14 protein-coding genes and 1 tRNA gene are annotated in these 14,275 nt (G+C 52.7%); 9 read left to right on the forward strand and 6 right to left on the reverse strand.

The window, feature by feature from the left end; genetic code table 11:
* Positions 1-52 precede the first annotated feature (52 nt).
* The 3 genes from PHN51_04040 to PHN51_04050 form a co-directional block, all read right to left on the reverse strand.
* Positions 53-128: transfer RNA gene (locus tag PHN51_04040), tRNA-His, on the reverse strand.
* Positions 129-228: 100 nt separating this feature from the next.
* A complete protein-coding gene (orn, locus tag PHN51_04045) occupies positions 229-837 on the reverse strand; it encodes an oligoribonuclease (protein MDD2817950.1) in 609 nt (202 codons plus the stop codon).
* Positions 838-860: 23 nt separating this feature from the next.
* Complete coding sequence (locus tag PHN51_04050) at positions 861-1,769, reverse strand: universal stress protein (GenBank protein ID MDD2817951.1); 909 nt, start codon at positions 1,767-1,769, stop codon at positions 861-863.
* Between the two features lie 98 nt (positions 1,770-1,867).
* Between PHN51_04050 and PHN51_04055 the strand changes: the two genes are divergently transcribed.
* The 5 genes from PHN51_04055 (at position 1,868) to PHN51_04075 (ending at position 7,711) form a co-directional block, all read left to right on the forward strand.
* The gene (locus tag PHN51_04055; protein ID MDD2817952.1) at positions 1,868-2,614 is read left to right on the forward strand and encodes a lysophospholipid acyltransferase family protein; all 747 of its coding nucleotides are present in this window, start codon (positions 1,868-1,870) and stop codon (positions 2,612-2,614) included.
* Positions 2,615-2,641: 27 nt separating this feature from the next.
* Complete coding sequence (locus PHN51_04060; GenBank protein MDD2817953.1) at positions 2,642-3,490, forward strand: GGDEF domain-containing protein; 849 nt, start codon at positions 2,642-2,644, stop codon at positions 3,488-3,490.
* 66 nt (positions 3,491-3,556) lie between these two features.
* On the forward strand, positions 3,557-4,981 hold the full coding sequence (locus PHN51_04065) for a sigma 54-interacting transcriptional regulator (protein ID MDD2817954.1): 1,425 nt from the start codon (positions 3,557-3,559) through the stop codon (positions 4,979-4,981).
* Positions 4,978-6,927 (forward strand): hypothetical protein, encoded by a 1,950-nt coding sequence (locus PHN51_04070; GenBank protein ID MDD2817955.1) that lies wholly within the window; start codon positions 4,978-4,980, stop codon positions 6,925-6,927. The genes PHN51_04065 and PHN51_04070 overlap by 4 nt, the downstream gene beginning before the upstream one ends.
* Before the next feature lie 37 nt (positions 6,928-6,964).
* The gene (locus tag PHN51_04075; protein MDD2817956.1) at positions 6,965-7,711 is read left to right on the forward strand and encodes a LuxR C-terminal-related transcriptional regulator; all 747 of its coding nucleotides are present in this window, start codon (positions 6,965-6,967) and stop codon (positions 7,709-7,711) included.
* 8 nt (positions 7,712-7,719) lie between these two features.
* Here the strand turns inward: PHN51_04075 and PHN51_04080 are convergent, their stop codons facing one another.
* Positions 7,720-8,475, reverse strand: coding sequence for a sulfite exporter TauE/SafE family protein (locus PHN51_04080; protein ID MDD2817957.1), 756 nt, complete (start codon positions 8,473-8,475; stop codon positions 7,720-7,722).
* 128 nt (positions 8,476-8,603) lie between these two features.
* Here PHN51_04080 and PHN51_04085 point away from each other — a divergent pair, with 128 nt between their 5' ends.
* The 4 genes from PHN51_04085 (at position 8,604) to PHN51_04100 (ending at position 12,828) form a co-directional block, all read left to right on the forward strand.
* Positions 8,604-9,656, forward strand: coding sequence for a phosphotransferase family protein (locus PHN51_04085; GenBank protein ID MDD2817958.1), 1,053 nt, complete (start codon positions 8,604-8,606; stop codon positions 9,654-9,656).
* 17 nt (positions 9,657-9,673) lie between these two features.
* Positions 9,674-10,420 (forward strand): glucose 1-dehydrogenase, encoded by a 747-nt coding sequence (locus tag PHN51_04090; GenBank protein MDD2817959.1) that lies wholly within the window; start codon positions 9,674-9,676, stop codon positions 10,418-10,420.
* 46 nt (positions 10,421-10,466) lie between these two features.
* Positions 10,467-11,771, forward strand: coding sequence for an acyl-CoA dehydrogenase family protein (locus tag PHN51_04095; GenBank protein MDD2817960.1), 1,305 nt, complete (start codon positions 10,467-10,469; stop codon positions 11,769-11,771).
* Between the two features lie 88 nt (positions 11,772-11,859).
* Positions 11,860-12,828, forward strand: a complete 969-nt coding sequence (locus PHN51_04100; protein MDD2817961.1) for an NADPH:quinone oxidoreductase family protein — start codon at positions 11,860-11,862, stop codon at positions 12,826-12,828.
* Here PHN51_04100 and PHN51_04105 read toward each other — a convergent pair.
* Both PHN51_04105 and PHN51_04110 read right to left on the reverse strand, forming a co-directional pair.
* Positions 12,815-13,621, reverse strand: a complete 807-nt coding sequence (locus PHN51_04105; GenBank protein MDD2817962.1) for an alpha/beta hydrolase — start codon at positions 13,619-13,621, stop codon at positions 12,815-12,817. The genes PHN51_04100 and PHN51_04105 overlap by 14 nt on opposite strands.
* Complete coding sequence (locus PHN51_04110) at positions 13,618-14,247, reverse strand: helix-turn-helix domain containing protein (protein MDD2817963.1); 630 nt, start codon at positions 14,245-14,247, stop codon at positions 13,618-13,620. The genes PHN51_04105 and PHN51_04110 overlap by 4 nt, the downstream gene beginning before the upstream one ends.
* Positions 14,248-14,275 lie beyond the last annotated feature (28 nt).

Here is a 14,275-nt window from a genome sequence, read left to right on the forward strand (position 1 = left end):
ACCCGTGGGTCGATGGCCCCGGAAATGCGGGACAGGGCACCAAATGGTGCATTGGGGTGAGTAACGGGACTCGAACCCGCGACATTCGCGACCACAACGCGACGCTCTACCAGCTGAGCTATACCCACCATGAAGCCAGCCGAAGCCACCCTCACCCGCTTGCGCGGAGCACTAATACTAGCGGCAGGGTTGATGGCCCCAAATCCGGCTCAGATCTGGTTGCTGACGTCAGCCGTGATCGACCACATGCCGTTGGCCGATCTCCTTTGCGGCAGCAGTCTCTAGCCCAGGAGCTGGGATGAATACCGCTTCGCGGTAATAGCGCAGTTCAGCGATTGACTCACGAATGTCACCCAGGGCTCGGTGGTTGCCATGCTTTTCTGGCATGGAGAAGTAGGTGCGCGGATACCACCGGCGGACCAGTTCTTTGATGCTGGAAACGTCAACGAGTCGGTAGTGCAAGTAATCATCAAGTTCTGGCATGTATTTGGTGAGGAAGCCTCGATCGGTATACACACTTGAGCCAGCCAACGGCGCTTTCTTGGGTTCGGGCACATGCTGCATCACATAAGCCAGCACCTGAGCCTGTGCATCTTCCAGTGCAATGCCGTTGGGAATTTCAGTGATCAAATCCGATTCAGTGTGCATGTTGACCACAAAGTCATCCATTTGTTCAAGCGCTGCATCGCTGCACTTGATAACCAAGCTAATGCCGGCGTCAAGTTCATTGAGTTCGCCATCAGTAACGATTGCTGCAATTTCAACGAGCTCATCCTTTTCAGGATAAAGCCCAGTCATTTCGCAATCTATCCACACCAAGCGGTCACTGTTAGCCATGTGCTCAGGGTAGTGGAGTGGTGTTACGCAGCGTCGTCCTCATGTGCTTCTTCTGTCACGACGACCACAGGCACTGTTGCTCGGTGCAACACACTGTGGCTCACGGAACCAATAATTGATCCCACGACAGCACCGTGACCTCGAGTGCCCATCACAATCGCGGCTGCTTCAGGTTCTGCACTCAAAATGGCATTTGCGGGCGTAGTGCGAATAACTCGCGTTTCCAACGTGACATCTGGGTAGCGTGCTTCGTAGCCAGCGAGCAGTTCAGCAGCAAGGCGAACCTCTGTGTTGGCAATATCGCCAATTTGAATGGGCACTGGCGTGTTTGGCATCACGATGAGATCAAACGACGGAACATCCCAAGCGTGTACTGCAAGAACACGAAGGTGATGTCGGCTTGCGTAGTCAAAGGCGAAATCAACAGCAGCATGTGACGCTGCACTGCCGTCAACCCCAACCACAACAGCAGTGGCATCGATCACGCGATCATCGCGGATGACGGCAACGGGGCAGTCAGCATGGGTAACCAGCTGCTGACTGACTGAGCCAAGGAGGAGTTCCTTGAAACCTCCATGCCCACGTGATCCAACGACGATCAATGCAGCGCTTTCAGATGCAGCAAGCAGAATCCCGGTAGGTGAGCCCACTTGTACGAGGGTTTGAATATCAGCCGATGGCAAGGTTGCAGCAAACGCGTCGAGCGATGTTTGCGCGCTCGTACGAATCTCATCGAGCGCGTCCAGCGAAATCGGTGCGCTAGGCCCCCAAGCACCGCTGCTGCTCATCGGTGGAACGGTGGCATGGATCACGGTGAGCCCTAGTCCACGGGTCTGGGCTTCACGTGCAGCCCATCGCGCAGCACCCAGTGACGGTTCGCTTCCATCGAAACCTACGACGACCCGATTGTGGAACATTGTGATGACCTCCATGAAGCAGTGTTTCAGTTCCTGAACAACCCCGCGAGGGGAACTAGGCCCCTTTGGTGGGGACTAATGACCTCATCTTGCCGCTTCGTTAGCCTTCTCGTATGGCAGATCTCGTGTATCGCCCACTTGTTTTCACAGCCAAGGGGCTTTTCAAATCCCTTGGCCTGAAATTCGACATCGTTGGCCAAGAGAACATCCCGACAACCGGCGGTGCAGTGCTCGCTATTAATCACATCAGTTTTCTGGACTATGCCTTTGCTGGTCTTCCAGCAGATCGTGCCGGGCACCGCCGGGTGCGCTTCATGGCTAAAGATGGAATTTTTAAGAACCCAGTCGCTGGCCCGTTGATGCGATCAATGGGGCATATCTCTGTGAATCGGGATGCGGGCTCTGATGCATTTCGACAGGGTGTGCGCGCGCTTAAAGATGGAGAGCTGCTCGGCGTTTTTCCCGAAGGCACGATGAGTCGGTCCTTTGAATTAATTTCATTCAAAAGTGGCGCGGTGCGCATGGCTGCGATGGCCCAGGTGCCGATCATTCCGATGACTGTTTTTGGCGGCCAGAGAATTCTTGGGTACGGGCATAAAGATCTTTCGCGAGGCAAAACAATCGGTATCACCATTGGTGCGCCAATTCAGGTGGAAAAGCGTGCAGATGTCCATACCGAGACCGATCATTTGAAGTCAGTGATGGGCTCGCTCTTGGATGAAACGATAGAAAGGTATCCAAGAAATTCAACTGACGACTTGTGGTGGTTGCCGCCTCGCTTTGGCGGTACTGCTCCAACGGTTGAAGAGTTACGCAATAAACGCTCGCACTCGTCCGATACTGCTGAGGACAACGACTAGTCTGACTACAGGCGTAGAGGGGGCTGTATGAGTAAGAGCACCACGAATTTCATGTTGTCCATCGTGGCTCCGCTTGTGTTCATCGCAATCATTTTGACCGCGGACACAATTGAAGGACCGAAAACGGCGTACGTCGGCGTTCTCGCAGTCGTGCCAATGTTCGCGGCTGTGTTCGGCACGATTTGGACCACGGCGATTATTTCGCTGATCACTGTGTTGTCTGCCTGGGCTTTCGGGCACTTTGCCAGTGATGGAAATGTTCAAGCTCAGACTGTTCGATTGATCATCATCTCGATTGTCGGACTCCTCGCAATCTACGCAGTGCGCCTGCGCATGATCAGGGAAAAGGCCTTGGTCGCAGCTCTCCAGGAAGCCGCGTTCGCATCTCAGATGCGCGAGTTAGCTGACACGGATCAGCTCACGGAGTTGCTGAATCGTCGAGGTCTGTTGTCTCGATTAGAACGTGAGTCCGCACGAGATAGAACCTTGATCATTATTGATCTCGATAATCTCAAAAAAGTGAATGATGAGCATGGCCATTTAGTTGGCGACAGTTACATCAAAGCTATTGCCGGGCGTTTAGCTGGATCCATTAGCAAGACTGATTTTGTTGGTCGTTGGGGTGGCGACGAATTTCTCGTAGTAGTCAATGCCGCCGCCGACGAAGCAGAGCGCATCATGGCGCGACTACAAAATGTCGTGACAAGAGCGGACATCACCACTGATTCGCTCAAGATTCCGGCTTCCTTTTCGGCAGGGGCTGCGCTCTGGAATCCTGGCGAGTCCATTGATGATGCATTGCGCCGTGCAGATGCGGCTCTGTATTCAGCAAAATCCCAAGGACGCAACACGGTGGTCTTCGCCAATTCGCTGTAAGCGATCCTTTCGAGAATTCCTTGTGAATGTGTAGCGCAAATGCGGTGGGGACCGTACGGTCAGCAGGTGACCAATTTCGCCCCATCTGTCCCGGCTGACTTCCCTCGCACCTTAAGCGCACTTGTGGCCAGCGGCTACCAGTCGCGCACGGTAAAGCAAGAGATGCAAGCAAACTTGCTGACTCGCCTTCGCGAAGGGGTGCCGAGCCTGCCAGGAATTGTGGGCTTTGAAGACACCGTGATCCCTCAGGTTGAGCGCTCGATCCTGGCTGGCCATGACTTGGTGTTGTTAGGTGAGCGTGGCCAGGGCAAGACTCGTTTGATCCGCACGTTGACCCAACTCCTTGATGAGTGGATTCCCGTTGTTGAGGGCTGTGAAATCAATGATGACCCGCTAGAGCCAATTTGTGCTGGATGTCGTCGCAAGGCAGCTGAGCTCGGTGATGACCTGCCCGTGTCTTGGCGTCATCGCAGTCAGCGCTTTGGTGAGAAGCTGGCAACACCTGACACCTCGGTTGCTGACCTCATTGGTGACGTTGATCCGGTCAAGGTTGCTGAAGGTCGCAGCCTTGGTGATCCAGAGACTGTGCACTACGGGTTAGTGCCTCGCACGAACCGCGGCATCTTCGCAATGAACGAACTTCCTGACTTGGCAGAGCGCATTCAAGTTGCGCTTCTGAATGTTTTGGAAGAGCGCGACATTCAGGTCCGCGGTTATAACCTGCGTTTGCCGCTGGATTTGCTCGTTGTTGCAAGCGCAAACCCTGAGGACTACACGAACCGCGGTCGCATTATTACGCCGTTAAAGGATCGCTTCGGTGCTGAGATTCGCACCCACTATCCGCTGCTCCTTGATGATGAAATCGATTTGATTCGCCAAGAAGCCAATGTGCAAGCTGTGATCCCTGACCACATGTATGACGTTGTCGCTCGATTCACTACTGAAGTTCGCACGTCCTCCTCCATTGATCAACGCAGTGGTGTTTCAGCACGCTTTGCTATTGCGTGCACTGAAGCGCTGTCGGGCGCAGCTCTACGTCGTTCAGCAATTACCGGCGAAAAGGATCCTGTCGCTCGCATCGGCGATCTCATGGGTGTTGTTCCAACCTTGCGCGGCAAGGTTGAGTTTGATGTCAGTGAAGAGGGTCGCGAGCAGGAACTCTTAATTCATCTTGCACGTAAAGCAACAGCAGAAACGTGGCGTCAGTTGCTCGGCGGTAATGACATTCGCCCCGTGTTGACTTCGCTTGTTGAATGGTTTGACGAAGGCAATACCTTGCAAACCGGCGACATCACGCCTGGCGCATCCCTGCTTGGCGAGCTGGGTCAGTTCGAGGGTCTTGGCAAATTAATGCAGACCGTGGAACCTGAATTAGCCGAATCCTCGGGCCTTGCGGCAGCATGTGTGGAGTTTGCCATTGAAGGACTATGGCTAACCCGACGGATTGATAAGGACGCAGTTGATGGGGTCATTCGCTACGGAGCCTCATGAGTCGATTTCAATATGGGTCCTTCCATGACGGCCCAGATCCCTTAGCTGCCCCAGTTGATGCTGGCGGTGGTGTGGATGAGATTGGCCGACGTCTCCTTGACGGGCAGTCATTAACCGATGCCTTTCGCAACATGTTTCGCGATGGATTGAATAATCGTGATGGTTTGCGCGACATGTTCCGCAAAGCCCAGCAGCGTCGCAAAGAGTTAGAAAACTCAGGTCGCATGGATGGTCTGCTCACCGACTTGCGTCAGTTACTGGATGACGCGCTTACCCAAGAACGCGCGGCGCTCTTTCCGGATCCGTCAGATGATGCACGTTTTCGTGAAGCGATGCTTGACACAGTTCCTGATGAAATCGGTCGCGCAGTTCAGCAACTTTCGAATTACGACTGGCAGTCACCGCAAGCCAAGCAATCCTTTGATCAACTCAAAGATCGCCTGCAGCGAGATGTTCTAGATCAGCAGTTTAAAAACATGACGCAGAGTATGAAGCAGATGAATACTCCTGAATCTAAAGCTGCGATGAAGGAAATGATGCAAGACCTCAACGCCATGCTGGAAAAGCATCGGCGAGGAGAAGATGCAACAGATGATTACGAAGCCTTTAAAGAAAAGCACAAGGATTTCTTCCCAGATGCGCCAGAAACTCTGTCGGAATTTATTGATGAGCTAGCGCGTCAAGCTGCTGCGATGCAGCGCATGATGGATTCACTCAGCCCTGAGCAACGTGCCGAGCTTGCTGAAGCAATGGCAGAGGCATTGGCGGACATGGGCTTACAGGATGAGATGTCACGTTTGCAGGAGAACCTTCAAACCATGCGTCCTGAATTCTCCTGGTCTGGGCAACAGCGCATGGGTGGGGATGAGCCGCTGGGCTTGCCTGATGCAACACAAGCACTTGCCGAATTGGCTGATCTCGAATCGATCATGGATCAGCTTTCCGATAGTGATGCTCGAGCCAATCTCGATAATATTGATGAAGCGGCTGTGGCCCGTGCCTTAGGTCGTCAGGCTGTTGATGATCTGCGTGCCATGCGTGAGATCCAAAAACAGTTGGAAGATGAAGGTTTCCTGCAACGCGATGGCGATCGCCTGGAACTCACACCAAAAGCTGTGCGACGTATTGGTCAGACAGCATTGCGCGAAGTTTTTTCTTCGCTCGATGCTTCATCAAGAGGTGACCACAGTGTGCATCGCACAGGTGCGGCGGGTGAGATCACCGGGATGACTAGGCCTTGGCAGTTTGGTGACGAGCAACCCATCGATGTGGTGAAGACGGTTCGCAATGCAGTGAATCGCAAAATAATGAGCAATTCTGCGACTCTTTCTCTTTCTGCAGAGGATTTTGAAGTTCACGAAACAGAAACGCGAACACGTGCAGCGGTGGCGCTGTTAATAGATCAGTCCTTTTCGATGGTGATGAGTGATACCTGGCGTTCAGCTAAAACGATGGCGCTCGCCTTACATGCGCTTGCACAAACTGCGTATCCACTTGATGCGCTAGAAATCATCTCCTTCGCCAACATTGCACAAGTGGTGAAGCCACATGAGTTACCTGATTTGGAAGCCAGCTACATCCAAGGCACAAATTTGCATCATGCATTGATGCTGGCTGGTCGATTCCTTGATAAACACCATGGTGCTCAGCGAGTAGTCATGGTTGTGACCGATGGTGAGCCAACGGCTCACATTGATGACGAGGGTTACTCGAATTTCAGTTGGCCGCCAAGTGATGAAACGATTGCCCTCACCGTGGCTCAGGTGGATCTCATGACTTGTCGTCGAGTTCCCATTTCTTGGTTCAGGCTTGGTGATGACCCGAGTTTGGAACGTTTCTTGGATCAAATGGCTCGACGCAATGGTGGGCGAGTGTTGGCCTCGTCAGGCGAGCGACTTGGCGACTATGTCGTGAGTGACTACGTGCGCGCACGCGGTGCCAGGTAGTTCTGGTAATTGTCCGGATACTGACTACTGTGTTCATGTGACCACAATTCAGCCACTTCCAGATCGCATTGAACGCTTTACGTTGCTCTCTCAAGCACTCGTTGCAAACCCTTCTTGGGATGAGCTCACAAGGCTATTAGCCTTGCGAATATTCGACTTTTGGGGTTGCGAGGAAGTGCTGTTGTACGGCATGGACCCACGTGGGACGCTTCAATTGAAGTCTTCATACGGTGTTGTCGACACCGGCCGTGTTGCTGAAGTTGCGCTTGAAAATAACCCGGAATTGGCTTCTGTCCTGTCCTTTGGCCGGACAACATGGGTCGTGGATGCAAGCGAGGGTGATGAGCTCGTTCCTGCAGTATTAGGAACGCATCACAAAGGTGGCGTGGTGATCGCGCCACTCAATCGCGTCAATATTCCCGAATACGTGCTTATCGTCACGTTCAAGGAGGCGCTGCCAGAAAACCCCGCAAGTGCGCCGTTCATGTCCTCGATCGTCAGTCTGCTCGAATTGCGAGTAGCGATGGCCAAGGGATCCAATGCTCGTAAAACTTTGGTGAGTGCGCCAGAAGGCGAAGTCGAATTCACTGAACGTCAACAGCGAATCTTGGAACGCATGCAAGATGGCAAGACAAATAAGTCGATTGCTCGCGAACTTGGTTTCAGTGAATCAACAATTCGTCAAGAGACGTTGCGCTTGTATCGCAGCCTCGGTGTGAACTCACGCGAAGATGCAGTAATCGCAGCGCGAGTCAAAGGATTATTGGATCCGCAAGCAGGTTAAAGGGTTGGCTAGTTAAAGGCCCGATAGGTCACGTAGATCGAAACACCAATGAGTACAGCCTGAAGTAGGCGGGTGGCGGCTTTCGGCGACAGTCTTCGCAGGAGTTTGCTACCAATAGGTGCGCCGATCAATCCACCTACACCCAAAACGAGCCCTGTAGTCCAATGAATATCTGCGTTATTAATGACGTGCCCTAGGAGCGCGGCACCGCTGGAAAACATAATCACCGCAAGTGACACGCGTGCTGCAACTTTGATCGGCGTATTGAGCCAAAGAATTTGCAGCGGCACTGTGATGAGTCCGCCTCCGATTCCAAAGAGTCCAGCGAGAAATCCGCCAGAGCCGCCTGTCACGGCGATTTGTCCGACGGATGCATCATTGGTCTGCTGGTCATGTTCTTCAGCCGCTGCGCCTGTACGTCGATTTGTCAGGATGACGTTGATGATGTTGAGCGTTGCAAAACCTAGAAGTAACGCAGCATCTGGAAGGTGGTGGGCTACCCAGGCGCCAACCGGCGCAATCACGATGGCAGGGATGCCGATCATGATGGCTCTGCGCCATGGCACCTGGCGAGCTAGCGCATTGGTGATGGTTGCGGAGGTTGCAGTCACAAAGACACCGATATTGCTGGTTGCAACTGCGGCTACGGGGGTCAGGCCGCTGACCATCAAAATGGGTACAAAGAGCATGCCGCCGCCGCCGCCGGTGGACCCGGCAAGAACTCCTGCTGCAACCGCTACGAGGAATTCCAAGGCAAGCTGCATGTGAGTAAAACTAGTGGGTCGCCAGCTGGGCACTCCTAGGGCATAAACCGGCCAGATTTCTTTGAAAATTCCCCAAGTTTTTTTGCTGAGAACAAGATTCTTAGAAATAAGAACGGTATTCTCAGTCCATGGCTACCGATACCAAGCACCCCTTTACTCCCGAAGAACTGCAGCGACTGACGGTTTGGATGGACTCAGTCAACCGACCAGGCGCCGGGGAAACTCCAGAACTCACCAAGATTTCAGGTGGTTCCCAAAACGAGTTGTATCTCGTTGATCGAGGCGGTGAGCGCCTCGTGATGCGCATTCCACCACGCAACTCAGGCCGCGCTGATGGCATCAAGCGCGAGATGACCTTCCTTGCTTCGCTCAAGGGAACAGATGTTCCTCATGGCGAGCTCGTTGTTGGTTGCGAAGACGCTGACGTTTTGGGGATTCCGTTTTATTTGATGAAGCAGATCATTGGTTGGTCTCCGGCTGGCGGCGATGGTTGGCCAGAGCCGTATAAGTCTGACTTGAGTTTGCGTCCAGCACTCGCGTACGCATTAGTCGAGGGCTGCGCACTGCTGGCCAAGGTTGATTGGAAGGCACAAGGCCTTGAAGGTTTTGGTCGTCCAGACAACTTCCATGATCGCCAGGTCAGTCGGTGGATTTCCTTCCTTGATGGTTACAAGTTCCGTGACCTGCCAGGCCTTGAAGAAGCAACCGCCTGGCTCGATAAGAACAAGCCACGTTCATGGGAGCCCGGCATCATGCACGGCGATTACCAATTCGCCAACATCATGTTCACCAATGATGTGCCGGCAAAACTTGCTGCCGTTGTCGACTGGGAAATGACCACCATCGGTGATCCACTGCTTGACCTTGCATGGGCCCTTGGATCACTTGCTCCAGATGCAGCTGATTCCAAGTACATGCGTTATCTCGATGTCACGGGAATGCCACCGCTAGAGGATCTTCTTGCGCATTACGAAAAGATCAGCGGACGCAGTACCCAAGACTTCCCTTACTACCTCGTGCTTGCACGTTGGAAGTTAGCGATTGTTCTCGAGATGTCTTATGCACGCATTGTGAAAAATAACATCGACAATGCGGCGCTTGCCTCATTTGGTCCACTGGTGTTGGAACTCATGAGTAAGGCAGCTGAGCTCGCAGCAACCATGCCGGATGGTGTGAAGTGAGCAGCTACCTTGACAACTTGTTTAGCCTAAAAGACAAAGTCATTGTCATTACCGGCGGAAGCCGTGGCCTTGGTAAGGAAATGGCGTACGGCTGTGCGCAAGCCGGTGCTCATCTTGTAATTGCGTCGCGCAAAATCGAAAACTGCGAAACCGTAGCCAACGACATCGCCGAAAAATATGGCGTTGAAACAATGGCTTATGCACTTCATGTTGGCCGCTGGGATGCGATTGAGCCGTTTGTTGATGCAGTGTACGAACGCTTTGGTCGCGTCGATGTGTTGATCAACAACGCAGGTATGTCACCTGTGTACGAAAAGAATTCAGATGTCACTGAGCAGATGTTCGACAGCGTGATGAACCTCAACTTCAAGGGGCCGTATCACCTCACGGCACTCATGGGTGAGCGGATGGCAGCTGCTGGCCGCGGTTCCATCATCAACGTGAGCTCATCAGGTTCAATTCGCCCTTCACCAACAATCATTCCTTACGCTGGTGCGAAGTACGCCTTGAACACCATGACTGAAGGGTTTGCAAAAGCCTTTGGCCCGGCTGTTCGAGTGAACACCCTGATGTCAGGCACGATGATGACGGACATTTCTAAAGCATGGGATGTTCCATCCATGACCGCAGGAATGCAGAACACCACCTCACTCAAGCGCATTGGCGAACCGCACGAAATTGTTGGTGCGGCCATCTATTTGGCTTCTGATGCTTCGACTTACACCTCGTGCGCGACCATTCGCGTCGATGGTGGCATGTACTAAATCAGCGAGAACGCACAGACTTCACACATCACACAAGGAGAATGACATGGCAATTGATTTCGAGGTCGATCCAGACTTCCAAGAACTTCTTGACTGGACCAAAGAGTTCGTCAATACCAAGATTAAAAAAGTTGACCTACTTTGGCCGCATGACATTTACAAGGACATGACTCCGCAGCAGGCCGCGATCATTAACCCGCTGAAGCAAGAAGTGCGCGATAAGAAGTTGTGGGCTTGTCACCTTGGGCCAGATCTCGGTGGTCAGGGCTATGGACAGCTGAAGCTGGCCCTCCTGAATGAAATTCTTGGAACCTCACGTTGGGCTCCACGTATTTTTGGTACCCAGGCACCTGATACGGGAAACGCAGAAATTCTTGCTCACTACGGAACTGATGAGCAGAAGGCCGAATACCTCAAGCCACTACTTGAAGGTGACATCGTTTCCTGTTTCTCAATGACAGAACCACAAGGTGGCGCTGACCCAGGTGTATTCACCACCCGTGCAGTGAAAGACGGCGACGACTGGGTTATCAACGGCCGCAAGGTGTGGTCATCAAATGCTCGCTGGGCCAAGTTCTTCATTGTCATGGCTGTCACTGATCCTGATGCTCCTGTAGTGAGTCGCATGACCATGTTTGTGGTGCCAGCAGACACACCAGGCATCAACATTCAATACAACTTCGGCATGGCTGGCGAAGGTCCAGACGATGTATCTGAAGCATTGATCAAGTACGAAAATGTTCGCGTTCCGCAGTCAGCAATCCTGGGCGGTGTTGGTCAAGCATTTGCTGTTGCTCAGACTCGCTTGGGTGGTGGCCGTGTGCACCATGCAATGCGCACCGTGGGTAACTGCCAGAAGGCACTCGACATGATGGCCGAGCGTGCACTTTCCCGCTACACCAAGGGGACCTTGCTTGCGGAGAAGGAATCAGTGCAGCAGATGATTGCTGATACCTACATCGAGTTGCAGTCATTTCGACTGTTGGTTCTTCACTGCGCTTGGAAGATCGACAAGCTCAATGATTACAAGAAGGTCCGCATGGACATTGCAGCGATCAAGGTGCAAACCTCACGAGTAATGACTGAAATTGGTATTCGTGCAGTGCATCTTCACGGTGCTATTGGCACTTCGCATGAACTGCCGCTAATGGGCTTCTTGAACTCCGGCATTGTGCTTGGTTTGGCAGATGGTCCAACTGAAGTTCATCAAGTGACCGTTGCTCGCCAGTTGCTGCGTCAGTACAAAGGAACCGACAGCGTGTGGCCTTCGGAATTGATTCCAAATCTCAAGGCTGAAGCTGAACTGGAACTCCTCGGAGAAGTCTTCACACAGACCGTTCCTGAAAACTAACAATGAATTGATGTAAGCGTTCGCTCATGAGCGGGTGGAATGTGTGAACATTCCACCCGCTCATTGCTTTCTTCAATACCATTCGCGTATGCGTGCATTGGTCTGTGAGCAATATGGTCCGCCATCAAGTTTGGTACTCAAAGAGCTACCGGATCCTGTTGCCGGCCCAGATGATGCGGTGGTTGCGGTTCGTGCAGCGGGGATTAATTTCCCCGACTTACTGATCATTGAAAATCTGTATCAAGTTTCCATTCCTACGCCGTTCATCCCTGGCAGTGAGTTTGCTGGTGTTGTACTTTCAGTTGGCTCAAACGTCACGAATGTTCAACCCGGTGACTTAGTGATGGGTGGATCCTTCGTTGGCTGTTTTGCTGAACAAATTTCAGTGAAGGCGTCATCACTCAAACCGATACCAACAGGGCTCAGCCTGCATCAGGCCGCTGCTTTTAGTGTTACCTATCGCACCGCCTACCACGCCCTTGTCACCATCGGTGAACTCAAGGCAGGGGACTGGGTAGTTGTGCTTGGTGCTGCTGGTGGTGTGGGTACAGCAAGTGTGGATATCGCTACACGTTTGGGCGCGAAAGTAATTGCAGTTGCTTCTAGCGACGAGCGCCTGCGTGTATGTGAAGAACTCGGCGCTGTCGCCGGCATCAACTACACCAAAGAGAATCTCAAGGATCGCATCAAATCAATTACCGGCTCAGGTGCTGATCTGATCATCGACCCAGTTGGCGGAAGTTACGCCGAAGAGTCATTTCGCGCGATTGCCTGGGGTGGGCGCTTTGTTGTGGTGGGATTCGCCGATGGTGAGATTCCAAAGATTCCTTTGAATTTGCCGTTGTTGAAAGGTGGCATCATCAAGGGTTTTGAAATCCGCACTGTTGCTGAGCATTTGCCTCAAGAGGTCGCTGAAGGCGACGCAAAACTTGATGAGATGACTCAAGGTGGATTAGCGCCGCATATCTCCAAAGTCTTTAGGCTTGAAGATGCCAGAGAAGCTCTGGAATTTATTGCAACACGTCAGTCAACCGGCAAAGTGCTTATTTGCCCGTAAAGAGTTCAAGGCACTCATCGGGAAAGTCGAGCATGAGGTGATGTCCTCCACCTTCAATTGCAATCACATCCACATCAGTGGTCGCGATTTCAACAAAGTAATCAGCCTTATCTTTACCGGACACTGGGCTATCTGTGCCGTAGACGAATGTGACTGGCTGTTTGATCAACGGCACTCGTGAGTTGATGTATTCGTCATACGGCTCAGTGATAGTGCTCCAGTCATGACGCCATGACCACCCCTGATCACGCTCCACTACTGAATATTCAGCAACAGGCAAGAGCACATCCATGCCAGGTTCAGGCTGGGCCGGAACTAAGCGAAAGCGAGCAAGTGCATCTTCCTTTGTTGCGTAGTACTTAGGAGTGAGAAGTGGCTTGCGATCTGAATACATCGCAATTTCTTCAGGGGAGCGGATATTGCCATCAATCATGATGAGTTCACGTACAAGTTCTGGATTATTTGCTGTTAACGCCAAAGCTACGCGCGACCCCATACTGTGGCCGGCAACCAGTGCTGGTTCGTTGCATTCCGTTCGCAAAATTTCAGCGAGCTCATTTGCCCAGATCTCAACGGTGTATCGCTCGCGGTGATCACTGAAACCGTGGCCGGTGAGATCAACGGTGATGACGCGCCAATCCTTTTGCAAGGCATCGAACATTCGATAGAACCAAAGTTGATGCGCGCCTGCGCCATGTACGAGTAAAAGATCACGGGTGCCCTGGCCATTAACGGCGTAGCGCACAGTTGCTCCTTCGACCACAACGCTGCGGTCTAGTTCATAGTTCGTCATTGAGTTGTGTTGATTCCTCGTAAGCAAAAGTCAACGAGGCGATCGCTGTCTTCTTGGGTTGGGCTGGTGTGTGCGTTCATATGGGTGCGCATGGTTCCCATGGATGTTTCTCGGATGAGCGCTGCGTCGCGCACTGGATCGGAACTGCCGAGTTGTGTCAAAGGTTCGATGAGCAAATCTTGCAAGGCGATCGTTGCTTCCTGGGATTGCGAATCAATGCCACCGCTATTCACCGCAAAAATTTCAGCGACGGCTGCGCCTTGTCGAGCTGCAATTTGGTGCGTGGCTTGTGTCAAAATTCCGCGAATCCATAGGTCAATCTTTTTGGCAGGATCGTCGACCTTGGACATGCGATGGTCCAGATATGCGTGTACTCGGCGCAGGCCGCGGGCCATGACGGCCTGCATGAGATCGTCTTTACCGTTGAAATATCGGTAGAAAGCTTGGTTCGAAGTTCCAGCTTCAGCCACGATGTCTGCGACTCGAGGGGCGGATGGAGCAGAAAGCTCGGCAACCTTGAGAGCGGCATCCAAAATGGCTTCAACATCGCGCACGGCATCGTCGCGCAGTGGCTTCAGGGCCCGATCAACCGCTTGTTCTACGGGATCATCAGCAGCGGTGGACACTGCCCAATTATGGGGCATTTGGGAGCAG

The organism is Candidatus Nanopelagicales bacterium (genome assembly GCA_028687755.1).
GTDB lineage: Bacteria > Actinomycetota > Actinomycetes > S36-B12 > S36-B12 > UBA11398.